Genomic DNA, 25791 nt, shown 5'->3' on the forward strand with positions numbered 1-25791 from the left:
TTCTTGCACAGGGTGTGCGGTGAAGCCTATGCAATGAGGCGCAGGCGCGATCCCGCGGGAGGACGTAGGCTGGGCCCCACAGCAGCCCCGAAAAGGAGAACCGGTGACGGATCAGCACACGAACGCGGCGCACGGCGTCGGAGCCCTCGCGGGGATCCGGGTCGCCGACTTTTCCCGGGTGCTGGCGGGCCCGCACGCCACCATGATCCTCGCCGACCTGGGCGCCGACGTCATTAAGATCGAGAGCCCCGAGGGTGACGGAACGCGGCAGTGGCGCCCACCCGTCAACGCGATCGGGCAGAGCACGTACTTCGCGGGGGTCAACCGCGGCAAGCGTTCCGTCGTCTGCGACCTGCGCGACCCGGAGGGTCTCGCCCGGGCGCGCGAGCTGGCGCACACCGCCGACGTGGTGATCGAAAACTTCAAGCCGGGCACCATGGAAAAGTTTGGCCTCGGCTACGACGCGGTCGCCGCGGCGAACCCGGGCGTGGTCTTCTGCTCAATCTCAGGGTTCGGCGACACCGCGGGGGCCGATCTGCCCGGCTACGACCTGCTCGTGCAGGCCGTCGGGGGACTCATGAGCATCACGGGGCAGGAGGGCGGCGAACCCACGAAGGTCGGCGTCGCGCTGGTCGACATCCTCACCGGGCTCAACTCCGTGATCGGGATCCAGGCGGCGCTCCGGGCGCGCGACACGGCCGACAGCCCCACGAGCGGCCGCGGGCAGCACGTGAAGGTGACCCTGCTCGGCTCACTGCTCTCCGCGCTCGCGAACCAGACCTCGTCCACGCTGGAGACAGGCGTCTCGCCGACCCGCATGGGCAACGCGCACCCGTCGATCGCGCCCTACGAAACGCTCGACGCGGCAGACCAGTCGATCGCGCTCGCCGTGGGCACCGACGGCCAGTTCGCGCGGCTCTGCGAGGTGCTCGGCGTGCCCGAGCTCGCGACCGACGAGCGCTTTGTGCACAACCCGCAGCGCGTGGCGCACCGCGGCGAGCTGCGCGCCGCGCTCGAAGCGCCGCTGCGCACCCGGCCGGCCGCCGAGTGGATCGCCGAGTTCACGGCCGCCAACATCCCGGCGGGCCGAGTGAACACGATCGCGCAGGCGCTCGACCTCGCGGAGTCCCTCGACCTCGATCCCGTCGCCGAGACCCCGGCCGTGGCTGCCGACGGCAGTCGGCACACGCTGCGTTCGGTGGCGCTCCCGATCGGGCTCTCCGAAACCCCCGCGCGCTACTCCACGCCGCCGCCCGGTGTGGGCGAGCACCAGGACGCGACCTGGCGCGCGGCACGCTAACCCTTTCCGATTCTCTCCCCACCCCCACGCAAGGAGCATCATGACCACCACCATTGATCAGCTGTTCGACGTCGCCGACTTCGTCACCGAGGAGGAGCGCGAGTGGCAGCTGAAAGCCCGCGAGTTTGCGCAGACGCGGATCCGGCCAATCATTGACCAGGCGTTCGAAGATCGCCGCCTGCCCGTCGAGCTGCTTCCCGAGGTGGGCGAGTTCGGCGCGTTCGGCATGTACATGCAGGGCTACGGCCTCCGCGGCGCGTCCTCGGTGGCGTACGGCCTCGTCGCAATGGAGTTCGAGGCGGTCGACTCGGGCTTCCGCACCGCGCTTTCAGTCCAGGGCTCCCTCGCAATGGGCGCGATCTACAAGTTTGGCTCTGAGGAGCAGAAGCAGCAGTGGCTGCCCGCCATGGGGCGCGGCGAGGCCGTCGGATTCTTCGGTCTCACGGAGCCCCAGGGCGGCTCCGATCCAAACACGATGCTTACCACCGCGCGGCGCGACGGCGATTCCTGGGTACTCAACGGCAAGAAGCGCTGGATCGGTCTCGCGACCATCGCGAAGGTGGGTGTGATCTGGGCCAAGGACGAGGAGGGCGTGGTGCGCGGCTTCGTGGTTCCCACGGAGACCCCCGGGTTCGTCGCGACCGCGATCGAGAACAAGCTCTCAATGCGCGCATCGCTGCAGACCGAGATCGAGCTCACCGACGTGCGACTCCCCGCGGATGCGATCCTGCCGGGCGCCAAGGGGCTCTCCGCCCCGTTCAAGTGCCTCAACGAGGCGCGCTACGGCATCGCCTGGGGCGTCATGGGTGCCGCGCGCTCCTGCCTCGAGGTCGCCGTTGAACGGTCGCAGACCCGCCAGGTGTTCGGCGCCCCCATCGGAGGCAAGCAGATCATCCAGGCGCAGCTCGCCGACATGTTCCTGGAGTACCAGAAGGGGCTGCTGCTCGCGCTGCACCTCGGTCGCCTCAAGGACGCCGGGAACCTGAGCTACGGCCAGATCTCCGTGGGCAAGCTCAATAACGTGCGCGAGGCGATCAAGATCGCCGGCACCGCCCGCTCCATCCTCGGCGGCGATGGCATCACGAGCGACTTCCCGGTGATGCGCCACATGGCGAACCTTGAGTCCGTGCGCACCTACGAGGGCACCGATGAGGTGCACCAGCTGGTGATCGGGCGCGAGCTGACCGGCATCGCCGCGTTCTAGCCGCGGCCGCCCCGCGGGCTCGACCCGTACCCGCGCAAACGGGCTGGCCCCAGTGCACTTCGCACTGGGGCCAGCCCGTTTGCTATGTCTTCAATAGTGCACCCCAGAAATTTATGCACCATGTGTAGCGTAGGCAACAGGTGCGTGGCATACTCGGATCATCAACACCGGGGGGTGGTCACACTGATGTACGTGATGAGGCGGGGACGCAGCAGTTCTGGCCGGGTGAAATCTCGGAGGAATTGGGTGCAGCGCTGGGTGAGCGGCGCGCTCGCGATCCTCGTCGCGGTCTTCGGCCTCGCGGCAGTGCAGCTGGGGGCAGCGCCCGAGCCAGCCGCCGCCGCTGACGGCGACCCCCCGGTCGTCTACAAGATTCAGGCGTTCTGGGACCGGATCGACGGCGACGTCGACGAGCTCCGCGGCGACATCGTGATCCGGGTGCCGCACGGCTACGTCGACCCGGTGACGGGCAACCTGCAAACGGTCAACGGGCAGCAGCTCCGGGTGGGGCACGACTACAACACCAGTAGCGGCCTGAAGAGCCACCGGTACATCAATACGATCGCGGGCGGCCAGGCCGGTGCGACCAGCTGGGCCCAGAACCGGGACGAGTACTTCACGATCCACAAGGTGATCGTCTCTGGCGGCTTCGACTTCCTCGTGATGTCGATCGAGGGCGACATCGACATCACGAACGCCCCGGCCGAGACAAACGTTCCCGGCGGCCTCGAGTCAACGCTCAACTACTACTTCAGCTACGCGAGCGGGGCGCCGTCGACGGCCACGGGGTGGATCTCCTCGGCGCTCACCGTTTCACCCACAACCTTCTACTGGTACTACGGCAACCGCGTCTCGACCGCGATCACCGGGCCGCAGTACCGCATCCCCTGGGACAACATTCAGGGACTGTGGAGCGCCGGGCAGGCGAACTGGGGATCGGTGCTCGATTACGGGCTCAACGGGCAGCCCGCCGGTGTGCTGCCGCCCAACTCCGTGGGCCTCGACATGGTTAACAACGCCACGCGCAACGCGAACCCGGAGGCCGGGCCGAGCGGCACCATCACCGAGAGCATGTGGTACGCCTGGGTACACGAGGACGGCTCCCTCGTTGACGCGATCAACACGGCGCCGATCCGACTGACCGGCAACGTCTCGCGCGACAGCCGCTCGTCGACCGAGCGCTACATCATCAAGAACCTCGCGCAGGCGGATCGGCCCGACGCGCCCGCGATGGGGTGGACCGCCGAGCAGGCCGCGCAGGGCCTCACCGAGATGGTGGGCGTCGACGGGGCGATCGACTTCCGCGAGGCGGGCGGCACCGGCTACTACAAGCTCGTCGCGTGGCCAGAGGCCCGTGATCCGCTCACGCCCAACGCCTACAACGGCTCGCCGCTGATCTCGTACACAGCCGCGGACCTCTTCGACGCGAGCGGTCAGATGACTGCGCTGGGCGAGCTCGAGGGGTGGGACACGGCGACCGTGTACTACGGCTACGACATCCCGCTCCCGGACCCCCCGGTGGTCACCGTGCCGCCGGACGACTCGCACACCAACCAGAACGGGGAGATCACCATCTCGGGCACTGGCACGCCCGGCCACACGATCTCGCTCAAGCTGACGCCGGGCACCTCAATCACCGACTACAACGATCCCGCGCTCACGCTGATCCTCGACGGCGAGCACGAGGGTGTGCAGCCCGGGGACGTGGTGGTCGACGCTGAGGGGAACTGGACGTTCACCTATACCCCGTCGCCAGTGCTCGCCGACGGTCAGTACACGGTCGTGGCCGTGCAAACGGACCAGCAGCCCGGCAACTTCAACCTCACGAGCGACCCGTCAAACCCCGACGTGCCCGAGGCCCCCACTGAGTGGGGCGTCACGTTCACGGTCGACACGGTAGCGCCGGATCCGCTCACCATGACCTGCCCGGCAAGCCCCACCGAGAATCAGACCCCAACCCTCTCGGGCTCGGGCGCCGAAGAGGGCGCCACCGTGCAGGTGTACGAGGCGGGAGAGCTGATCGGCGAGGCGACGGTCACCGGGAGTGACTGGTCGTACACGGTTGACCCGGCGCTCGGGAACGGCAGCTACACGTTCACGGCGACGCAGACCGACCGCGCCGGCAACGTCTCCGAGCTCAGCGCGCCGCCGTGCGAGCTGCGGGTCGCCATCCCCATGAAGATCGAGGGGGCGAAGGCGGTCACGCCCGTCGTGTACCCGGCCGCCGGGATCGGCGAGGTCGACGCCGAGAACTGGGAAATCACCCTGTCGGACGGCACAGAGACCGTGGTGATGAGCGGCGGCGCCCAGGCGGAGCTGACCCGTGACGTGGCGTACACGGTCGCGGAGCGCCTGCGTGCGGATCCGGTAGCCCAAGCCGGGGCGGATCGCTACCTGCAGCTCGGCCAGATCTCGTGCGTGGACGCCGACGGGGTCCCGCTTCCCGCCAGTGTGTTTGATCCGGACGCCGGGACCATCACGGTCGCGGCCGACTCCGAACTCCCCGAACCGCTCAGCTGCATCGTGACCAACCAGGCCGCGCACACGAGCTTCGTCACCCACCGCATCGGCGGGCAGACCACAGCTCCGAGCGCCGGGTGGACGCTCGCGGGCGCCGGCGACACCCCCGGGTTTGACCTCGCGCTCGGCGACACGACCGCCCAGACGATCGCGCGGCCGGGCGACTACCAGCTGACCGGCACGGCGCCGGAGGGACTGTCGGTGCTCGGTTACGAAGCGCTCGACCTGAGTCGGACCGAGTGCGCGGCGCTGGCGCCGAACGCGGCGACGGCGCCCGACGACTGCTGGGTCGCGGTGGCCGGCGGCGCAGCCGCCGTGCCACAGGGCGCCCACCAGGTGTTCCGCGTGGTCGCTGCGGCGCCGGCGGACATGCCGAAGCTACCGCTCACCGGCGGACTCGGGTCGTGGGTGTTCATGCTCGGCGGGGGCGGAGTGCTCGCGGTCGCCGCGGCCGGCTACGCCCGCCGCCGCTTCCTGCTCGCCGCGGCCGGATCCGGCCCCGCGGGGCACGACCGGGAACGGGGGAACGCATGAGCATCCGTCGCGTCCTCGCTCGGGCCCGCTGGCCATCCGGCCGACCCCCGTCAGTGACTCCGCAGTCATTCATCCACACACTCATCGCACACTTTGCACGTCGAAAGGAACTGTTGTGAACACTTCGCTTTCTCGCCGAACATCAGCGATATCGATCCTGGGAGTAGCGGCCCTCGCACTCGGCTCAGTCTTGCTGCTCGCCGGCCCGGCCGCCGCCGTCCCGGGCGACGGGGGCACCGGCACCCTGACCGTCCACAAGCTCGAACAGCCAGAATCAGGGGACCTCGGCCCCAACGACGGCTCCGAGATTGAGACCACCGGGGCCACCCCCCTCGTCGCTGGCTTCACCGCCTGCACGATCGAGGAGATCGACCTCACGAATCCGGCCGACTGGGAGCGGCTCGCGAACATCACCGTGACGCTCGACAGCGGCGGTGACCCGGTCGCTGAGGAGGGCGGTACCCCGCTCACGCTCACGTGCCTCCCCGAGCAGACAACCGCGGCCGGTGACGGTGCGACGGAGTTCACGCTCCCTGCCGACAAGGCATACGTGGTCTACGAGAGCACGCCGGCCGAGAACGCGATCCCCGCGGCAACGCCGACCGTGATCACGATCCCGTACCCCGGCACGGGCGCCGCGGGCGACCCGGTGTGGAACTACGATCCGCACATCTACCCGAAGAACACGCTCGTCGGAGGCGGCGCCACCAAGGACGGTCAGGTGATCGGCGACCAGGTGAAGTTCGACATCGCCGTTCCGATCCCGCCGCTCGCGGACGAGGGGACCTACGACGAGGTGCGCATCAACGATCAGCTCGCCGCGTTCCTCACCTACACGGCCGGCAGCGTGGTGCTCGAAGACTCGGACGGTGCCGACGTGCCGCTCGTCGAGGGCGTCGACTACACCCTCACCGCGCCGAGCGGTTCGGGCGGCGACATGGTGGTGCTGGAGATGCTCCCCGCCGGCCTCGCGAAACTCGACGCGAACACGGGCGGCAAGCTCATCCTCACGATCGAAGCGACCGCCACCGGCAGCGGCTCGACCGCGAACGAGGCGCAGATCACGATCAACGGCACGAGCACCGGGCCCGGCACCGGTCCCTCGGTGGTCGATCCCGAGGAGTTCTTCGGCGGCGCACACATCCTGAAGGAAGCCCAGAACAAGGGCGCGGCCACGAACGTGCCGCTCGCCGGCGCGAAGTTCGACGTCTACACGGCCGCGGCGGGAGCAACCAGCTGCCCCGCGGAGCCCGATCCGGACGCAACGAAGGTCGTTGACGGCGACGTGTCCGCCGCAGACGGCATGACGCCCAACGAGGTGCTTGCCGAGGGCAAGTACTGCGTCTACGAGGTCGAGGTGCCCGCGGGCTACAAGGGCCTCGTGGGTGGCCAGCTGTTCGAGGTCACCGGTGAGGACGCCGAGCTGGTCGTGGTGAACACGCAGATCGGCGCAGACCCGGGCGACCTGCCCAGCCTGCCCATCACGGGTGCTGCCGGCAGCGTGCTGCTCGGTATCGGCGGGGCTGCGCTCCTCGCGGTTGCCGGCGTGCTGCTCAACGCGCGCCGCAAGCGGAACCAGCTGCAGGACTAGCTGAACCGCGCGTCTGCGAGGGGTGGGGAGCCGCGGTGCTCCCCGCCCCTCGCGGCACGCTGCAGGTGGGTGCCGCGCGCGTCTGCGTGTGTGTGACGTGACTGTGCCGCGAGTGCCGCGAGTGCCGCGAGTGCCGCGGGTGTGAGAATTGATGAACCACGGGGCTGGGGAGCTGCGATGAACGATGGGGCGACGGGCGCACGCGCTCGGCGGTGGCGGTTCGAGTGGCTGAACCTGCTCATCGCCCTGGCGCTGCTCGGCGGGCTCTCGCTCATCATGTACCCCACCGCCGCCGCGTGGGTGTCGCAGCGAAATCAGTCGAACATCGTGTTCGACCAGACGCGGGCCAACAGTGAGAAGGCCGAGCAGGAGATCGCGGACGCGATCGCAGAGGCCGACGAGTACAACCGGCTCCTCGAGTCTGGCGCGATCCTCGCCTCCGGCGCCAACGTTGCCGCGGGCATCGGGGCGTCGGATACGAAGCTCGACTACTGGGCGCTGCTCGACGCGGACCCGACCGGATCGATGGCGCGGCTGCGCGTCCCGTCCATCGAGCTGGACCTGCCCGTGTATCACGGGACGAGCGACGCGACCCTCCTGAAGGGGGTGGGGCACCTGCAGGGCACCTCGCTGCCGGTCGGTGGCGAGGGGACCCGCGCGGTGCTCACCGGGCACCGCGGGCTCGCGAACGCGACGATGTTCACCAACCTCGACCGCGTGGTGGAGGGGGACACGTTTAGCGTCGAGGTGCTGGGGCGCGTGTTCACGTACCGCGTCTTTGAGATCCAGGTGGTTGACCCGAACGCGACCGAGGAGATCCGCGCCGTGCCTGGGCGCGACCTGATGACTCTCATCACCTGCACCCCGCTCGGCGTGAACACGCACCGCATCCTGATCACGGGGGAGCGGGTCACCCCCACACCCAAAGCAGACCTCGACGCCGCGGGCAAGCGGCCGACGGTCCCGGGATTTCCGTGGTGGCTCGTGATCTACGCGGGCGTGACCGCCGGGGTTGGGGGCTGGTACTGGCGGGCGGGGTACGCGCGCCCGCGCGGGCGCGCCGCAGCCGATGTGGCGCCCGGGGCGCCTGGGGCGCCTGGGCCGCCTGCGCCGTCTGGTCTCATGGCGCCTGCGGCGCCTGCGGCGCCTGCGTCGCCCGTGGCCGCCGCCGCGGCTGCGTCGCCCGTTGCTGCCCCTGCGCCCGCACCCGTGGCTGGCCCTGCGGCTGACCCCGAGCCCGCGTCGCCTGCACCTGCGGCCGCACCGCCTGCTGCGGCTGCGGCTGCACCTGCGCCCGCGCTGCCTGCGCCCGCGCTGCCTGCGCCCGCGCTGCCTGCGCCCGCGCTGCCCGCGCCCGCGCTGCCCGCGCCCGCGCCGCCTGCGGCGGCCCCCTGAGCCGAGCCCCGCGGGTTCCCCCTTCCCCAACCCCGCCCGCGGGTGCTCTTTTTCCCCCCTTCCCCTGCGCTGCCCGCGCCACGCCCCTGCCCTTGCCCCCGAGTGGAGCCAAACACCCCCTTCGTTCCTCACGAAGGGGGTGTTTGGCTCCACTCGGGTGTGAGGGCGGGGTGGCGCGCCGCGCGGGATGGGGGACATGCGGGTACAAGGAGGGGCCCTTGCCCTTGCCCTTGCCCTTGCCCTACCTCTCCTCTCCTCTCCTCTCCTCTCCTCTCCTCTCCTCTCCTCTCCTCTCCTCTCCTCTCCTCTCCTCTCCTCTCCTCGAGTGGAGTCACATGCCCCCTTCCGCCGTGGCGAAGGGGGTGTTTGGCTCCACTCAGGTGGGTGAGCAGGGCGGGCGGCCCGGGGCGCGAGCGCGGGGTCGCACAGCCTTGCGGATAGTTTGCATTGGGCTAGAATTAACTCGAGTAAGGGAGGTCGCCGTGCTGGTGCGAGTTGACGAGGCAAGCGAGCTGCCGCTGTACGCGCAGATCGCGAATTCGGTGCGGGGCGACATCGCCGCCGGCCGGGTCGTCGCGGGGCAAGTGCTGCCGCCCGCGCGCGAGGTCGCGGCAGGGCTCGAGATCAACGTGCACACGGTGCTGCGCGCCTACCAGCTGCTCCGCGACGAGGGGCTCGTCGACCTGAAACGCCGCCGCGGCGCCGTCATCACCGACGCCGCGGGCGCGGTCGCCGAGCTCCGCGGCGACGTCAGCGCGTTGCTCGCGCGGGCCGCGCAGCTCGGGGTGTCCCCGGCGCTGCTCGCCGCGGTGGTCGCCGCGACGCCGCCGCCGACACCGCCGACGCCGCTGGGTCGAGCGGGCGACACCGCGGTCGACGCCGCAGGGGGCGCCGCGCACCGGGAGGCAGCGTGAACGAGCCGGTCCAGCTCCACCCGGAGCTCGTGCCCGCGCCCGGCGACAACGCATTGGGTCGCGCTGCGAGCGCGGCCGGCACAGACCGCACCGAGGCCCGAGCGCTGAGTGCGGCTGACGTCGAGGCGATCGTCCGCGCACGCCGAGCCGCGCGCCTCACCGGCTTGATCCTGCCCCTGGCGATCACGCTCGGCACCGCCGCGCTCATGCTCGCGTGGCTGCCCCGCATGCCCGACCCGTCGGCCACGCACTGGGGCCCAGCGGGCGAGCCGGACGGCTTCGGTCCGCCCTGGCTGAACCCGGTGTTGATCCCGGGCACCGCGCTACTCCTCACCGCGATGTACGGGATCTCTGCGGCCCAGCAGCGCGGTGCGAAACCCACGCGGTGGTCCTCGGGGCAGCGACTCATTCCCGCGGTGATCCTGAGCGGCGTGGTCTTGGTCGCGGGCATCGGCGTGAGCGCGAGTTGGTCGCAGCTCGACGCCAGCGACGCGCGCGCGACCGGGCCGATCCTGTGGGGTCTGATCTGGTCGGGCATCGCGGCGGTGGCTGCGGGGGTGATTGGGTTTTTCGCGCAGCCGAAGCTGCGGCTCGATGGTGCCGAGGGCATCGAGACCGCGGCTATGTCGCTCGCTCCGACCGAGCAGGCGGTGTGGGTGCGTGAGGTGCGCGCCTCGCGCGCGTTCCTGTGGGTCGGCGGCGCGTCGATCGTGCTCATCGCCGCCCTGGCCGTCCCGATCTTTTTCGCCGACCCGGCCGGCGGCTGGATCATGCTGGGTACGCTGCTGCTGCTCATCGCGGTGATCCTGCCGATGACGGTGTTCCGTGTGCGGGTGGACGGATCCGGAATCGTGGCTCGCTCGTTCGCGGGCTGGCCGCGCGTGCGCGTTCCCGCCGCCGACGTGGCCGAGGTGGCTGTGGCCGAGGTGCAACCGTTCAGTGAGTTCGGCGGGTGGGGGCTGCGCCTGGTGCCGGGCACCACCGCGCTCGTGATGCGCGCGGGCGAGGCGCTCGTGGTCACGCGGCGCAGCGGGCGCACGTTCGTCGCGACCGTCGACGACGCCGACACCGCCGCCGCGCTGCTGCGCGCCGCGGCCACCCGCGCAGTCAGCGCCTCACCCGACGATCCCGGCGCCGCGCCGCCGGCCCTCCGAGAGGACGACCAATGACATCGACCCCGCACCCCGCCGCCGCGGACGCCGCTGCGAACGCAGCCGCCGGGCGCACAGCCGCCGAGAATGGACACGCCGCAACCGCCGCTGCGGAGGCCGCCGCAGGGACCGCAACCGCGACCGCGGGCACGGCCCGCGCGGATCGGCCCGCGCGCGTCCCGTGGGGCGCCGTCGCGCTCTTCCTGGTGCTCGCGCTCGGCCTGGCCTGGCTGGTCGCCCTCCCGCTGTGGCAGCGCGACCCGGATTCCCCGGAATTCGCCGCGCTCTTCTCGCCGCTCGCCCAGGCGATGATGTTCACGCCCGCGCTGGCCGCCGTGGCCGCCCTGTTCGTCGCGCGCGTGCCGCGCGGGGAGCGGCTGCGCTTCCTCGGGATGTGGCCGCTACGGCCGGCGAAGCGGGTGGTCTGGTTCACGGTTGCGGCACTGTTCGCCCCCGTGGTGATCGTGCTCGCGAGCATTGGCGTCGCCGCGGCGTTCGGCTGGGCCGAGCTGGACCTGGTCGAGTTCTCGGGCTTCGCGGCCACGATCGCTGCCTCCCTGCCCGAGGGCATTGACTCGATGATGCCGCCCGTCGGCCTCCTGATCGCGCTGCAGTTCGTGGCGATTCCGTTTGGCGCGGTGTTCAACTGCATCTTCACGTTCGGCGAAGAGCTCGGCTGGCGCGGCTGGTTGCTGCCCGCGCTGCGCCCGCTCGGCACCTGGCCCGCGCTGGTGATCTCGGGCGTGATCTGGGGGCTGTGGCACTCGCCGCTCATCCTGCTCGGCTACAACTTCGGCCTCACCGACTGGCGCGGGGTCGCGCTGATGGTGGTCGGCTGCGTGGCCTGGGGGATCCTGCTCGGGTGGACGCGGCTGCGCACGGGCTCGGTGTGGCCGGCCGTGGTGGGACACGGGGCGCTGAACGCCTCGGGTTCGCTCCTGCTGCTCTTCATCGCGGCGGGGACCACGCCAGACCCGGCGCTCGTGCTGCCGATCGGTGTGGCCGGGTGGATCGCGATCGCGGCGGTGCTCGTGGTGCTCGTGCTCACCGGGCAGTTCGCGGAGGAGCGGCAGCCGGAGCTGGCGCCGCGCCGCGCACGTGCGGTGCCGACCGCGGCGGACGCGGCTGGTACGGTGCCGGCCGCGCCAGACGCCGGCACGCGCGCATCCGACGCCGTGTAGGCGGGCGCACCAGGGTCCGCCGCGCGCCAGACGCCGGCGCGCGCACCCGACAACGCCGTCGCACCCGACACCGGCGCGCGCACCCGGCGCCGCCGAGCCCGACGCCCGCTAGGCCGACGCGGCCAGCACGGCGTCGACACCCTCCTGCGGGGTGTGTGCGGCGGGGAACCACCAGTCGGGCACGAGCACGATCATCGACCGCAGAAACGCCTCGCGGTCCGGGTCGCCGCTCTGCAACCAGTGCAGGATCGCGGCGGCGAGGCCGTGCCCGTAGAAGGCAGACACCACGTCGTGGTCGATGTCGGGGAGCGCTGGCTCCCAGAGCGCACGCCGCTCCAGGTAGTGCTTGAACGTGCCGACGGTGAGCCTGGAGAGCACGTCGGCCGGGCCGCCGTCGCCGCCGCTCGCGGGGGAGCCAAGATAGATTGGGCGGTGCGCCTCGACGTGGTCGAGGATGTCGTTGACGCCGTGCTGGAACACCTCGAGCGGTTCGGCGGTGAGCGAGTCGGGATCTGCCACGAAGCGCTCGCGGATCACCTCGAGCTCGGGCTCGAGCGCCGCCGCAAGTGCGTCGGCGGGGGCAGCGTAGTGCTTATAGAACGTGACCCGGTTGATTCCGGCGCGGTCCGTGAACTCCGAGACAGTGATCTCGGCGAGCGGCTTCTCTGCCGCGAGTTCGAGGATTGCCCGGTGCAACGCGGCGCGAGTGCGAAGAATTCTTGCATCCACCATGGTGTAACTGTAACCGTCCCGCCTGCCTCACGGCTGAGCGCGACGATCCTCACCGGTGGAGAGCGCGTCCGTGGTGGCGGGCGCCGCCTCGTCCCCGGCCACCCGGGTCAGCTCCCGGATGCGCTCCGCCGCTGCCGGATACCGTTTCTGCAGGGCGGCGCGGTCGCCCAGCTCGAAGCCGTTCCAGTCGAACGGCGGCGACATCGTGGTGCCGATGAGCGACCACGCGCCGAGCGACGACGAACCCTGCATCACGCCCGCCGGCACCACGAGCTGCGGGAGCTGCCCCGGGTGCTCGGCGGAGTCCGGGTCCGGGCCGAGCAGGTGCTCCTCGGCCCGGCCGTCCGGGTGCAGCAGGAGCAGGCGCAGCGGGTCGCCCGCGTACCAGTGGTAGACCTCGACCGATCCGAGAGAGTGCAGCGCCGAGAAGTCAGGATCCGCGAGCAGGTAGTAGATCGCGCTCGAGTGCTCGGTGAGGTGCATCTGGCGGAACAGCCCGCCCTCGTGTTCGAGCGGTTCGAGGCCGAGTCGCTCCACCCAGGCGGCGGCCGCGGCGGGCAGCGCGGGCAGTGCGGAGGAGGAGGCCGGGTGCCCCGCGTCGATCTCGCTCACGCGACCGCCGCCTCGCGGGTCTTGCGGAAGCGTCCGCTCATCAGGATCAGCACGAGCAGCGTGAGCACGTACGGGCCGGCGTCGGTGAGCTGCTGGGGGAGCCCGAACGACTGGAGTCGGAAGCCGATCGCGTCGGCGAAGCCGAACAGCAGCGCCGCGGCGAGCACGCCGACGGGGTGCGCCCGGGCGAGCATCACGACCACCACGGCGATCCAGCCGCGCCCCGCCGACATGTTCTCGCCGAACTGGACCACGTTGCCGAGGGCGAGCTGCGCGCCGCCGAGGCCCGCGAGGGCGCCGGAGGCGATCACCGCGCCGAGTTGGTAGCGCTGCGGGTTGACCCCCATCGTCGCGGCGGCGAGCGGGCGCTCGCCGACGCCGCGCATGCGCAGGCCGAGTGGGGTGCGGAACAGCACGATCCAGAGCGTCGGAACGAGCAGCAGGGCGAGGTAGCCGAGCGGCGTGAGCGCGAAGAGCGCGCCGATCCAGGGGATGTCCGCGAGGATCGGGATCCGCCAGGTGGGGATGCCGTCGATGCCGGGATCCTGGAACACGCCCTGTACGTCGAAGATTGCGACGATGAGGAAGCTCGTCATGCCGACCGCGAGGATGTTCATCGCGATCGCGAGCACAATCGGGTCGCCCTTTCGATACACCGCCCCGTAGCCGAGAATCAGCGAGAACACGGCGCCGGAGAGCATCGCGACGATCACGCCCATGATCCAGTTGTGCGTGAAGTAGGAGGCGGCGACGCCGGCGAACGCGCCGACGAGGAGCATGCCCTCGAGGCCGATGTTGAAGATGCCCACGCGTTCGGCGAGCATCCCGCCGAGTGCGGCGAGCAGGATCGGGATCAGCGAGCGCAGGACCGAGGAGATGAGATCCTCGGAGAAGAGGTCGAGAATGTTCATCGGGCGTCCCCGTTCGGTGCGGTGGCGGGGACGGGTGCGAGCGTGGGGACCGCCGCCGGGTCAGCGGCGGGGCCGGGATCCGGATCGGGGTCCGGGGTGCCCGTGAGTGCCGGCTCGGCGCCCCCGGCTCGGCGCTTCCCGAAGCGGGGGAGCGCGACCCTGAACGCGAGCAGAATGATGACGAGCGCCTGGATGATCGCGGCGATCTGGGGGGAGAGCCCCAGCTCGCGGCCCATCGCGTCGCTGCCGACCATGATCGCGGCGAAGAAGAGACCAGCGATGACGATGCCGACCGGGCGGTACAGGGCGAGGAGCGTGACGAGCAGCGCGGTCCACGCGAAGTTCGTCTGCACGAAGTAGCCCTCGATGAGGCGAGTGCTCGGTGCGCCGATGATGAGCATGAGGCCGAAGAGGCCGGCGAGGCCGCCCGAGATCGCCATGGTGCGCAGCACCAGCGGGCCGGGCTTCACGCCGCTGTAGCGCACGAACTCGGCGTTCTGGCCGGCGAGGCCCGACTCGAAGCCGAAGCGAGTGCGTCGGTTCACGAAGATCGCGCCGAGCACGACGACGATGAGGATCACGATCGACCAGTTCACTCCCGTGAGCACCGCGGTGACGGGGTTGGTGGCGCCCAGCGTGTTGCGGAGCATCTCGGCGAAGCCGGAGTCGCGCGGCACGAGCATCGACAGCTGCACCTCGGGGCGCACCTGCTCGCTGGCCACGAGGTCGGAGGTGGGCTCGTCGAGCTTGTAGCGGATCAGCCAGGACGAGAAGTAGCGGGCCGGGTAGTTCAGCAGCAGGGTCGAGAGCAGGATCGGGACCCCGAGGAGGTTCTGGAGCACGGCCGTGATGAGGCCCCAGAGCGCGCCCGCGGCGATCGCGGTGACGAACGCGAGCGGGACGATGAGGGCAGCGGGGCCGGGCACGTAGATCGCCACGAGGCCGCCAGCGAGGGCGCCGAGACCGGCCTGACCCTCGGTCCCGAGGTTGAGCACGCCGGCGCGGAAAGCCACGGCGATCGCGATACCGATCCCGATGATGGGGACCGCGCGCTGCAGCGTACTCGCGAGACCGGCGCCGCTGCCGAAGGAGCCGTTCACCATGGCGATGTAGCCGCTGATCGGGTCGACGCCGGCGATCAGCATGAAGCAGGCGCCGATCACGAGCGCGAGCACCACCGAGACCGGGATCGGGCCGGCAAGCCAGCGTCCGACGCTATTCAGAGTCTTCACAGTGCGGTCTCCTTGTGCGGGGTGGCGGGAGCCGCCGTGCTGGGTCGTGGTCGGTGCTGCGCCTCCGGCTCGTGTCCGGCCATGTACAGTCCGAGCAGCGCCTCGGTCGCCTCCGCCTGCGGCAGCTCGGCAACGAGCCGGCCCTCGAACATCACGAGGATGCGCGAGGACAGCGACATGATCTCGCTGAGCTCCGCGGAGATGAGCAGCAGCGCGCCGCCCCCGTCGCGGTACTCGCAGAGCTCGCGGTGGATCGACTCGATCGCGCCGATGTCTACGCCGCGGGTGGGCTGCTCGGAGATGAGGATCGGCGCGCGGTAATCGAGCTCGCGCGCCACGACGATCTTCTGGAGGTTGCCACCCGACAGCGTGCCCACGGGCGTCGCGGGACTCGCGATCTTGACGCCGAAGCGAGAGATGAGCCGCTTCGCGTGCTCGACCATCGCGGCGCGGGAGAGCAGGCCGCCGCGCAAGATCGGGGCGGAGCGGTGGTGGCCGAGGGCGAGGTTGTCGACCGCGCTGGCGGAGCCGGCGGAGCCGACCGCGTGCCGATCCTCGGGGATGTAGGAGATACCACCGTCGCGCCGCTGGGCGATCGAGGCGCGGCTGAGGTCTGTCCCGCTCGCGAACACCTGGCCGCTGCTGGCGCGGCGCATCCCGATGATCGCCTCGGCGAGCTCGACCTGGCCGTTCCCGGCCACGCCGGCGATGCCGACGACCTCGCCGGCGCGCACCGTGAGGCTCGCGGCGCTCACGGCGTCGCGGCCGCCCGAGCCCGGCACGGTGAGCTCACGCACGTCGAGCACGGTGTCCCCGGGGGCGAGCGCCGGTGGCGGGGTGGTGAGGTCGACGTCGCGGCCGGTCATGTGCCGGGTGATCTCGGCGGGGGAGCTCTCCGCGGTGACGAGCTCGGCCACGTTGCGGCCGTCGCGGAGCACGGTGACGCGATCGGAGATCGCCATCACCTCGCCCAGCTTGTGCGTAATCAGGATGATGGTGCGGCCGTCGGCTTTGAGGGCGCGGAGCACATCGAAGAGGCGCTCGGTCTCCTGCGGGGTGAGCACGGCGGTGGGCTCATCGAGGATCAGGACGCGGGCGTCGCGGTACAGGGCCTTCACGATCTCGACGCGCTGCAGCACGCCGACCGGGACGGAATCGACGCGGGCGGTGGGATCGATCTGGAGGCCGTAGCGATCCGCGATCTCGGCGACGCGGCGGTTTGCAGCCTGCCGGTCGATGAGGCCGCGCTTCGTCGGCTCACTGCGGAACACCACGTTCTCGGCGATGGTGAGCGACGGGAATAGCTTGAACGACTGGAACACCATCCCGATGCCGGCGTCGATGGCGTCGAGTGGGGAGGCGAACGTCTTGCGCTCGCCGCGAATGATGATCTCGCCCTCGTCGGGCTGCATCACGCCGGCGAGCTGCGACATCAGGATCGACTTGCCCGCGCCGTTCTCGCCCATCAGGGCGTGGATCTCACCGGCCTCTACGGTGAAGTCGACGTTGTCGTCGGCGAGTACACCTGGAAAGCGCTTGGTGATGCCGCGCATGGAGACCTCGACGGTCATCCTGGCTCCTTCGTTCGGCCGGTGTGGCGGTGCGGGGAAGACACCCGTGCGGGGGACGGCGGCGCCGTCCCCCGCACGGGGATCAGGGGTTACGCGAGGGGGTCGGTGACCTTGACCTTGCCGCTCACGATGTCGTCGCGCACCTGCGTGACCTGATCGAGCACGTCAGCGTTCTCCATGACGGTGCACTGCGAGTCTGCGGCGTCCTCGGTGAGGCTGACAATCGTCATGCCCTCTTCCTTGAGGCCGAACGAGCTGGTCGCCTCGGAGGAGCTCTTGCCGTCCATGATCTCGCTGACGACGGTCTCGACGACCTTGTTGACCGACTTCACGGTGCCGTCGACCACGTTGCCCGGCGCCATCGGGCACTGGTTCGCGTCCACGCCGTACGCCGAGAAGCCCTGCTCAGCAGCGGCCTCCATGATACCGCCGTTTGCGGCAGCGCCGACGGCGAAGACCTGGTCAACGCCGGTGCCGGCGAACGCGATCGCCTGCTCCTTCGCGCGGGCGGTGTCAGCGAACGGGTTGTCGCCGCCGATCACCTGGGGTGCGACCGTGTCGACATCCTTGTTGACGCTCTTGGCGCCCTCGGCGAAGCCGTCAGAGTACTTCTTGAGCAGCGGGTTGTCGACCGAGATGACCGAGCCAACCTTGTTCGCGGTGGTGAGGAGGCCTGCCTCGACGCCGAGGAGGTACGAGGGCTCCTGCTCGCGGAACGTCGCCTGGTAGAGGTTCTCGGGTGCGCCGTCGACAGCGGTGTCGATGAGCAGGAACTTCTGCTGCGGGTTCTGCTCTGCGAGCTCCTTGGCGACGTCGCCGAACTGGAAGCCGAGCATCACGACGACCTCGGGGGCCTCAGCGATTGCTGCTTCGAGGTTTGAACGGCGCTGCGCGTCGTCCTTCGACTCGAAGGTCTTTGCCGAGCCCTCGAAGGTCTTCGCGACCGAGTCGATGCCGACCTTGCCCGACTTCAGGAACTCGTTCTGCCCGATCGGGTCGCTCGTGATGTAGATGAACGCGGGGCCCTCGGCGCTCGCGTCGGATCCTGCATCCGAGCTCCCGCCAGCGCAGGAGGTGAGGAGCAGCGCGCTCGCGGCTGCACCGGCAATGAGGGCCGCGCGGGCGCGGCGTTTGGTGAAGAACATTCGGGGTTCCTTTCGGAGGTGACGGCGGAGTTGAAATACGAAGATGAACTACAGACTAGGAGCGCAGCGGCTCGAGGGGAACCGTTGCGAGCGTCTCGCCCGTCCCCGGGCGGATCACGCGTCGCTCGGTGACGATCGCGGTGATGAGCTCGTACGGGGTCACATCGAACGCGGGGTTGACCGCCTCGATGCCCTCGGGGGCGGTGCGGACGCCGCCAAAACCGGCGACCTCGGCGACGCCGCGATCCTCGATCTCGATGTCCGAGCCGCTCGCGGTGGCCATGTCAACCGTCGACTCGGGGGCGACCACGATGAACGGAACGCCGGCGTGCTTCGCGGCGAGCGCGAGCGAGAACGAACCGATCTTGTTCGCCGAGTCGCCGTTTGCCGCGATCCGGTCGGCGCCGATGAACACCGCGTCCGCGATGCCGCGCGACAGCAGGAAGGGGCCGGCCGAGTCGATGAGGAGCCGGAAGGGGGCGCCCATGCGCTGGAGCTCCCACGCGGTGAGGCGGACGCCCTGCAGCAGCGGCCGGGTCTCGAGCGGGAACGCCTCGGCGAGCGAGCCCTGCTCGAGCAGGGTCTGGATCACGCCGAGCGCGGTGCCGCGCTCAACGGTCGCGAGCCCGCCCGTGTTGCAGATCGTCATGACCCGCACGGGGTCCTTGCCCGTGAGCTCGCGCGTGAGGTCGGCGCCGCGCAGCCCCATGGAGATGCAGGCGGCGATGTCCTCGTCGCGGATGGCGAGCGCCTCGTCGAGGATCGCCGCGGCGCCCTCGTCGAGTCGGGTGAGGGCGCGGTCGACGCCCCACGAGAGGTTGACCGCGGTGGGACGTGCCTCGCGCAGCAGGAGGGATTGTCTGACAACTTCGGCGCGCGCGGCGGCGGCGTCCCCGCTCGTGTCTGCCGCTGCCACGTTTGCCGCGATGAGCGCCACGCCCATCGCCCCGGCCACGCCGAGCGCGGGGGCCCCGCGCACCGCGAGCCGCTGAATATCCGAGATGAGATCCGTCAGCTCCGTCACCCGGCGCTGCTCCAGCCGGTGAGGGAGGAGCGTCTGATCGATGAGTTCAATGCCCCCATCGATCCAATCGATCGTGCGCAAGCGGTGCTCCTTCTGCTGTCACCGAGGGCTGCGAGCCATCCCCCGATAGTGGTATCGCAGCATTCAGAATACCCGAATCTTGTCAGACCACGTGACGGGGGCGCAGAGCGACGCGGAGGTCCCGGTCAGACGTGGGTACGACGCCGTTCTGACACGCGACTGTTCCCAAATGTTCACCAGCGTCCTTCGCGTGTCTCCGCCGCGACCTCGTGCCCCCGGCGTAGCGTGTGTGCCATCGGGCAGGGTGCCCGATCGAGGCGGCCCGCCACCTCGATTGGAGTGAACGGTCGTCGCGCTGATCCGGGGCCTGGACCCCGGGGCAGAGGAGCCATCGTGGCCGAGATGAATCACCCAGCAACGCACGCCCCCGCACGCGCCGCCGGCGCGGTTGAAGATCTCGCGAACACCCCCACACCCGTCAGTGGTGAGGGACGCGAGCGGATCGCCGGGCTCGACCAGGCGCTCCGCACCTACGTGCTTGACACGTCGGTGCTGCTCAGCGATCCGAGCGCCATGTTCAGGTTCGCCGAGCACTCGGTGGTGCTTCCGGTCTCGGTGGTCATCGAGCTCGAGCGCAAGCGGCACGATCCCGAGCTCGGGTACTTCGCCCGCCGCGCGCTTAGGATCCTCGACGAGCTGCGCGCCACGCACCTCCGCCTCGACTTCCCGGTGCCCGTGGGCGACGCGGGCGGTACGCTCCGCGTCGAGCTCAACCACACGAGCATGGACGCGCTCCCGTCCGGGATGCGGCTCGGCGACACCGACACTCGGATCCTCGCCGTCGCGCAGAACCTGTCGGCGGAGGGGGTCGCTGTGACCGTGGTCTCGAAGGACCTGCCCATGCGACTCAAGGCGTCGGCGCTGGGCCTCGGGTCCGAGGAGTACCGCGCGGAGCTCGCGAGCGACGACGCCTACACGGGAACCGCGACGCTTCAACTAGAGGAGGAGGAGATGCGGCTGCTGTGGGAGGACGAGCGGATCGACGGGGTTCCGGCCGCCGAGGGGCTGCCCCACGGCACCGGCCTCGTGCTGCATTCCCCCCGCGGATCAGCGCTCGGCCGGGTGGACGGCCCGGGTGGCGTGCACCTCGTTCGCGGCGACCGCGAGGTGTTCGGCGTCACGGGGCGCAGCGCCGAGCAGCGGCTCGCGATCGACCTCCTGCTCGACCCCCAGGTGGGGATCGTGTCGCTCGGGGGGAGCGCCGGCACGGGGAAGTCGGCGCTCGCGCTCGCCGCGGGGCTTGAGGCGGTGCTCGAACGGCGGCAGCACCGCAAGGTGATGGTGTTCCGGCCGCTGTACGCGGTGGGTGGCCAGGACCTCGGCTACCTGCCCGGCGACCACCAGGAGAAGATGAATCCGTGGGCGCAGGCGGTGTTCGACACCCTCGGCTCGATCGTGTCGCAGAACGTGCTCGACGAGGTGGTGGCGCGCGACCTGGTCGAGGTGCTGCCGCTCACGCACATTCGCGGGCGCTCGCTGCACGACGCGTTCGTGATCGTGGACGAGGCGCAGTCGCTTGAACGCGGGGTGCTGCTCACCATGCTGAGTCGCATCGGGCAGAACTCGCGCGTGGTGCTGACTCACGATGTCGCCCAGCGCGACAACCTGCGGGTGGGGCGCTACGACGGGATCGCCGCCGTGATCGAGAAGCTGAAGGGGCACGCGCTCTTCGGCCACGTCACGCTCACGCGCTCCGAGCGCAGCGACATCGCCGCCCTCGTCACCGAGCTGCTGGCGGACTAGGCGCGCGGGCTCGGGCCCGGGGCGCACGCGGGTGCGTCACCGGGCCCGGAGTTCGTCGGCCCGGCTGCGCCGGCCGTGTGGCCCGACCCCGCCGCCGATGCGTGCTCCGTGCCGCTCGGCTCCGCGCCGCCCGGCTCCGCGCCGCCCGGCTCCGCGCCGCTCGGCTCCGCGCCGGGCGGCTCCGTCATGACGCGCAGCAGGGCGCGCAGGCCCTGGGTGAGTGCGCGCAGGTCGTCGGTCGCGAGTCGCGCCACCGGGTGACCGTGAAACAGCGGCATGGCCGAAATAAGCTTCTGCACGCTGCGCCGCCCGGCCTCGGTGACCCAGATGCGGCGGACACGCAGGTCTCGGGGATCGGGGTTGCGGGTGATGAGCTGCTGCGCCTCGAGCCGATCAAGAATGCCCGAGATCGTCGCCATCGACACGTCGAGCGAGCGGGCCAGCTCGTGGCCGGTGCTCCCGTCGTCCGAGGTGACGATGATTGCCAGGATCTTCAGCTGCTGGATCGTGAGGTTGATGGTGAGCAGCGGTTTGACGAGCGCGGGGAACGCCGTGGTCTCAAGCGCCGATTGCAGCTCGATGACCTCCGCGGTCAGCGCCGCGCGCTCGGTGACTTCGTTGCTCTGCACGCACTCAGCGTATCCGGTCTCGGCGCTCACAGTGCCTGTCCAGGCTCAAGTCCTTAGCTCAAAGCTAAGCTTTGCGTGTAGCTAAGTAATCCGGCGTGGTTCGAGCGCCGGTGCCCACCGCACCACCCAGACGGAGAGCTCCCATGCATCAACCCACGCGGTTTAGTCTCGCGAACCGGGCGCTGATCGCGCTCGTCACCATCATGATCGCCGCGTTCGGCGTGTTCAGCATGACCCAGCTCAAGCAGGAGCTCATCCCCGCAATCGAGCTGCCCCAGGTGCAGGTGGTCACGGTGATCCCGGGCTCCAGCCCTGAGGTGATCGACGAGCAGGTCAGCGAGCCCCTGTCGCGGGCGCTGCGCGACCTCGAAGACGTCGAATCGGTGGTCGCGACGAGCAGCAGCGGGGTCTCCTCGCTCGCGGTGGCCTACGCGTACGGCACCGACGCGAAGGAGTTCACCGCGAGCCTCACCGGCGCCATCGACGGGCTCTCAGGGACCCTCCCCGCGGACGCGGATCCGAGCGTCACCTCGATCTCCTCGTCGTCGATGCCGGTGATGTTCCTCACCGCCGCGTCCTCGGGGCAGAGCCTCGCCGAGCTCTCCACGCATCTCGACGATGCGGTGGTGCCCAAGCTTGAGGCGATCTCAGGGGTGCGCGCGGCGACGGTCTCCGGTGCGGAGACGCAGCGCGTCACCATCACCCCCGACCCCGCGCAGCTCGCGGTGCACGGCCTGAGCGCGCAGCAGATCTCCCAGGTGCTTGAGGCGAACGGCATGACGCTCCCGCTCGGCAGCGTCTCCGGCGACGGCGTGCTCATGCCGATCCAGGGCGGCGAGGCAATCGAGAGCCTCGACGCGCTGCGCGCCCTCCCGCTCGCCTCGACCACGCAGCCGGGGACCATCGTGTCGCTCGGAGACGTCGCCGACGTGGCCGTCGTCACGGAGGAGCAGACCTCGATCACCCGCACGAACGGGGTCGAGGCGCTCTCGATCATGATCTCCGCGACCGCCGACGCCGACATCGTGAGCGTCTCGGCGGGGGTCACCGAGGCGCTCGCCGAGCTCGGGGACGAGTTCCCGAGCGTTGAGCTCACCGTGCTCTTCGACCAGGCCCCGTTTATCGAGGAGTCGATCTCCGCGCTCGCGACCGAGGGTATGCTCGGCCTGCTCTTCGCCGTGATCGTGATCCTGGTCTTCCTGCTCTCGGTGCGCTCCACGCTCGTCACCGCGATCTCGATCCCGCTGTCCGTGCTCGTGACGTTCATCGGGCTGAACCTCGGCGGGAGCTCGCTCAACATGCTCACGCTCGGCGCGCTCACGATCGCGATCGGGCGCGTGGTAGACGACTCAATCGTGGTGATCGAAAACATCAAGCGGCACCTCTCGTACGGGGAACCGAAGGAGCGGGCGATCCTCACCGGGGTGCGCGAGGTTGCCGGCGCGATCACCTCATCGACCCTCGCGACGGTCGCCGTCTTCGTGCCGATCGCGCTCGTCGGCGGCATGGTGGGCGAGCTCTTCTCGCCGTTCGCGCTCACCGTGACGATCGCCATGCTGTCGTCGCTGCTCGTGGCCCTCACAATCGTGCCGGTGCTGTCCTACTGGTTCCTGAAGCAGCCCACCACCCGGGTCGACCCCGAGCTGGTGCGCGCCGAAGCCGAGCAGCGCGAGCACGCCGGCTGGCTGCAGCGGATGTACAAGCCGGTGCTGCGCGGAACGCTCAAGAAACCGGTGACCACGCTCGTGGCGTCCGCGCTCCTGCTGGTGCTCACCGTTGGGATGCTGCCGCTACTGAAGGTCGACTTCCTCGGGAGCACGGGCCAGAATTCGCTGAGCGTGACGCAGACGTTCCCCGACGGCAGCGATCTTGAGACGGTGTCTGACGGCGCTGTCGCGGTCGAGCAGGCGCTCCTCGACATCGAGGGGATCGACGACGTGATGCTCACGGCCGGCTCCGGCGGCGGGCTGATGGCAATGCTCGGCGGATCGGGCGAGGCGAGCTACCTGATCACCACCGATCCGGACGCCGACCAGACGGAGCTGCAGAACACCGTGCGCGCCGCGGTCTCTGAGCTCGACGCGCCGGGGGAGATCGCGGTCACGGACAGCGCCGCGATGAGCGGCTTCGGCGGGGCCGTGGACGTGCTCGTCACCGCGCCCAGCGAGGCGGTGCTCGCAACCGCGGCGAGCGAGGTGCTCGAGGCGGTGCAGGGCACCCCGCTGGCGACTGAGATCGTCAGCGACCTCGCCCCCGCGCAGCCGATCGTGACCGTGGTGGTCGACCGGGCGGCGGCGCTGCAGCAGGGGCTCACCGAAATGCAGGTGCTCGGCCTCGTCGCGAACACCGTCTCGCCCCAGTCGATCGGCGAGATCGGGCTCGACGGCAAGGACCTCAAGATCTACCTGGCCGGGACCGACGCCCCGGCCACGGTCGCGGAGCTCGACGAGATCCTCCTCCCCGGCGCCGCGGGGTTCACCCCGCTCAGCGCGGTCGCGACGATCGCGGAGGTCACTGTGCCCGCCGCGATCACCCGCAACGACGGAGACCTCACCGCGACGATCTCGCTGACCCCCGCGGAGGGCGAGCTGGGCGCCGTGACCGCCTCGGTGCAGGACGCGCTTGACGGGCTCGCGCTGACCGACGGTGCGGCCGCCGAGCTGGGCGGCCTCGCCACCCAGCAGACCGAGTCGTTCGAGCAGCTGGGGCTGGCGATGCTGGTCGCGATCGCCATCGTGTTCGTGCTGCTCGTGATGACGTTCCGCTCGCTCATCCAACCACTGATCCTGCTGGTGTCGATCCCGTTCGCCGCCACGGGCGCGATCGCGCTGTTGCTCATCAGCGGTCGGCCGCTCGGGATCTCGGCGCTCATTGGGATGCTGATGCTGATCGGCATCGTGGTGACGAACGCGATCGTGCTGATCGACCTGATCAACCAGTACCGGCGCCAGGGGCAGAGCGTCGCCGACGCAGTGCACAACGGTGCCAGGCAGCGGCTGCGGCCCATCCTGATGACCGCGATCGCGACGATCTTTGCGCTCATCCCGATGGCGATTGGGGTCACCGGGTCGAGCGGCTTCATCTCGCAGGACCTCGCGATCGTGGTGATCGGCGGGCTGATCTCCTCGACCGTGCTCACCCTCGTCGTGGTGCCGGTGCTCTACTCACTCGTTGAGGGGCGGCGCGAGCGCCGCGCGGCGGGACGCGAGCAGCGCGCGGTCGCGGGGGTACCCGCGGGGGCCGAAGCCGAGTAGCACCGGGGCGATGGTGCTCGGCCGCGGAGGGCCCTCGGCTAGTCCGAGGCGCCCCCGTGGCCGAGCGCTGTGAGGATCTGCGCGGTGAGCACGTGGGTGCCCGCGGTCGCGAGGTCGAACGCGGTCGCCCCGGTGGCGTCGACGGCCGATCCGTCCGCCCCTGCCCGCAGCGCCGCCGCCGTCGCAGATGGATTTCCGGCCGCCGCGGCCGCGAGGAGCGCCGCGTCTGGATCGGCGGGCACGGGCTCGGCGAGCAGCGCGCGGATCACCTGCGCCTGCCCGTGAAAGCCGCGCTGATCGGCCATCTCAAGCGGGGTGAGCCCCTCGGAGAGCGAGCGCGTCTCGAAGTCAACACCGCCCGCGAAGAGCACGCGGGTGGTGGCGTGGTAGGTCGCGTCATCCCGGCCCATCCAGACGTCCTCGTGGATCGCCTGGTACCCCACTCGGTTCACGTGGTCGAGCGGCACCCCCGCCCGGATCAGCTCGCCCACCACGCCCCAGTGCCCGCGCTCGGCGGCGCGGATGAGGCCCGTGCCCACCCAGCTGTCGAGATCCTGCACGTTTGCCCCGCTCGCAAGGGTGAGCCTGAGGAATTCGAGGTGCCCCTCGCTCGTGGCGATCAGGTAGGGGGACTGCTGCGTGTCGTCCTTTGCGTTGACATCGCCACCCCACGCGATGAGCGCGGCGGCGGTGTCGAGGTCGTTCGCCCAGGCCGCCTGGCGCAGCAAGTCGTCGAGCGTTGCCTGGTCGAAACCGGGGTTCTCCGGGGGAGCCGGCGCGGACTTGGCCGCGTCCTCCGCGTCCTCCGCGTCCTCCGCGTCCTCCGCGTCGTCGCTCGGGCGGGGCGCCTCGCTCGTGTCATCGGCGCGCTCCGCGGGGGCGTCCGCCGCGGCCGCGGGCGGGCTCGGCGGAGCGGGCTCCGGGGCGCAGCCCGCCAGGGTCAGCGCCAGCAGCAGCGCGAGCGGGGCGGCGAGCCGGGAGCCGCCGCGGGGGAGAGGGGATCGGTGCATGCACCGGACTCTAACCCCGGACCGGCGGCGATGAATCAACCGATCGGTTGAGCCGCC

At 70.5% G+C, this 25791-nt stretch carries 19 protein-coding genes; 10 read left to right on the forward strand and 9 right to left on the reverse strand.

Annotated features, from left to right (window positions below):
* Positions 1 to 103: 103 nt before the first annotated feature.
* The 8 genes from EV139_RS01185 to EV139_RS01220 all read left to right on the forward strand — a co-directional run bounded on the left by EV139_RS01185 (position 104) and on the right by EV139_RS01220 (position 11790).
* Positions 104 to 1300 (forward strand): CaiB/BaiF CoA transferase family protein, encoded by a 1197-nt coding sequence (locus EV139_RS01185; RefSeq protein WP_130452490.1) that lies wholly within the window; start codon positions 104 to 106, stop codon positions 1298 to 1300.
* A gap of 40 nt (positions 1301 to 1340) precedes the next feature.
* Positions 1341 to 2504 (forward strand): acyl-CoA dehydrogenase family protein, encoded by a 1164-nt coding sequence (locus tag EV139_RS01190; RefSeq protein WP_130452491.1) that lies wholly within the window; start codon positions 1341 to 1343, stop codon positions 2502 to 2504.
* 246 nt (positions 2505 to 2750) lie between these two features.
* Complete coding sequence (locus EV139_RS01195) at positions 2751 to 5558, forward strand: Ig-like domain-containing protein (protein ID WP_130452492.1); 2808 nt, start codon at positions 2751 to 2753, stop codon at positions 5556 to 5558.
* Between the two features lie 115 nt (positions 5559 to 5673).
* Positions 5674 to 7149: a SpaH/EbpB family LPXTG-anchored major pilin gene (locus EV139_RS01200; RefSeq protein WP_157992961.1), complete on the forward strand. Its 1476-nt coding sequence runs from the start codon at positions 5674 to 5676 to the stop codon at positions 7147 to 7149.
* Between the two features lie 177 nt (positions 7150 to 7326).
* A complete protein-coding gene (locus tag EV139_RS01205) occupies positions 7327 to 8544 on the forward strand; it encodes a class C sortase (protein ID WP_198677403.1) in 1218 nt (405 codons plus the stop codon).
* Positions 8545 to 9026: 482 nt separating this feature from the next.
* Positions 9027 to 9458 (forward strand): GntR family transcriptional regulator, encoded by a 432-nt coding sequence (locus tag EV139_RS01210; RefSeq protein WP_130452494.1) that lies wholly within the window; start codon positions 9027 to 9029, stop codon positions 9456 to 9458.
* Entirely contained in the window at positions 9455 to 10627 is a 1173-nt protein-coding gene (locus EV139_RS01215) for a DUF1648 domain-containing protein (RefSeq protein ID WP_130452495.1), read from the forward strand. Before EV139_RS01210 ends, EV139_RS01215 begins: the two co-directional genes overlap by 4 nt.
* A complete protein-coding gene (locus tag EV139_RS01220) occupies positions 10624 to 11790 on the forward strand; it encodes a CPBP family intramembrane glutamic endopeptidase (RefSeq protein ID WP_198677404.1) in 1167 nt (388 codons plus the stop codon). Before EV139_RS01215 ends, EV139_RS01220 begins: the two co-directional genes overlap by 4 nt.
* A gap of 108 nt (positions 11791 to 11898) precedes the next feature.
* Here the strand turns inward: EV139_RS01220 and EV139_RS01225 are convergent, their stop codons facing one another.
* The 7 genes from EV139_RS01225 to mtnA form a co-directional block, all read right to left on the reverse strand.
* Entirely contained in the window at positions 11899 to 12522 is a 624-nt protein-coding gene (locus EV139_RS01225) for a TetR/AcrR family transcriptional regulator (protein WP_130452496.1), read from the reverse strand.
* A 27-nt stretch (positions 12523 to 12549) separates the two neighbouring features.
* Positions 12550 to 13134, reverse strand: a complete 585-nt coding sequence (locus tag EV139_RS01230; protein WP_241988932.1) for a cupin domain-containing protein — start codon at positions 13132 to 13134, stop codon at positions 12550 to 12552.
* Positions 13131 to 14045 (reverse strand): ABC transporter permease, encoded by a 915-nt coding sequence (locus EV139_RS01235; protein WP_130452497.1) that lies wholly within the window; start codon positions 14043 to 14045, stop codon positions 13131 to 13133. Before EV139_RS01235 ends, EV139_RS01230 begins: the two co-directional genes overlap by 4 nt.
* A complete protein-coding gene (locus tag EV139_RS01240) occupies positions 14042 to 15277 on the reverse strand; it encodes an ABC transporter permease (RefSeq protein ID WP_130452498.1) in 1236 nt (411 codons plus the stop codon). The genes EV139_RS01235 and EV139_RS01240 overlap by 4 nt, the downstream gene beginning before the upstream one ends.
* Positions 15274 to 16848, reverse strand: a complete 1575-nt coding sequence (locus tag EV139_RS01245) for an ABC transporter ATP-binding protein (RefSeq protein ID WP_130452499.1) — start codon at positions 16846 to 16848, stop codon at positions 15274 to 15276. Before EV139_RS01245 ends, EV139_RS01240 begins: the two co-directional genes overlap by 4 nt.
* Positions 16849 to 16937: 89 nt before the next feature.
* Complete coding sequence (locus tag EV139_RS01250) at positions 16938 to 17993, reverse strand: BMP family ABC transporter substrate-binding protein (RefSeq protein ID WP_130452500.1); 1056 nt, start codon at positions 17991 to 17993, stop codon at positions 16938 to 16940.
* 55 nt (positions 17994 to 18048) lie between these two features.
* Positions 18049 to 19098, reverse strand: coding sequence for an S-methyl-5-thioribose-1-phosphate isomerase (mtnA, locus tag EV139_RS01255; RefSeq protein WP_130452501.1), 1050 nt, complete (start codon positions 19096 to 19098; stop codon positions 18049 to 18051).
* Between the two features lie 342 nt (positions 19099 to 19440).
* Between mtnA and EV139_RS01260 the strand changes: the two genes are divergently transcribed.
* Positions 19441 to 20841, forward strand: coding sequence for a PhoH family protein (locus EV139_RS01260; RefSeq protein WP_237465723.1), 1401 nt, complete (start codon positions 19441 to 19443; stop codon positions 20839 to 20841).
* On the opposite strand, the gene EV139_RS01265 is transcribed toward EV139_RS01260, so the two are convergent.
* On the reverse strand, positions 20838 to 21470 hold the full coding sequence (locus EV139_RS01265; protein WP_198677405.1) for a MarR family winged helix-turn-helix transcriptional regulator: 633 nt from the start codon (positions 21468 to 21470) through the stop codon (positions 20838 to 20840). The genes EV139_RS01260 and EV139_RS01265 overlap by 4 nt on opposite strands.
* Before the next feature lie 143 nt (positions 21471 to 21613).
* On the opposite strand from EV139_RS01265, the gene EV139_RS01270 reads away from it, so the two are divergent.
* Entirely contained in the window at positions 21614 to 24724 is a 3111-nt protein-coding gene (locus EV139_RS01270; RefSeq protein WP_130452503.1) for an efflux RND transporter permease subunit, read from the forward strand.
* Positions 24725 to 24762: 38 nt separating this feature from the next.
* Here the strand turns inward: EV139_RS01270 and EV139_RS01275 are convergent, their stop codons facing one another.
* On the reverse strand, positions 24763 to 25734 hold the full coding sequence (locus EV139_RS01275; RefSeq protein ID WP_130452504.1) for an ankyrin repeat domain-containing protein: 972 nt from the start codon (positions 25732 to 25734) through the stop codon (positions 24763 to 24765).
* Between the last annotated feature and the right edge of the window lie 57 nt (positions 25735 to 25791).

The organism is Leucobacter luti (assembly GCF_004217175.1).
In the GTDB taxonomy this organism is placed as follows: domain Bacteria; phylum Actinomycetota; class Actinomycetes; order Actinomycetales; family Microbacteriaceae; genus Leucobacter; species Leucobacter luti.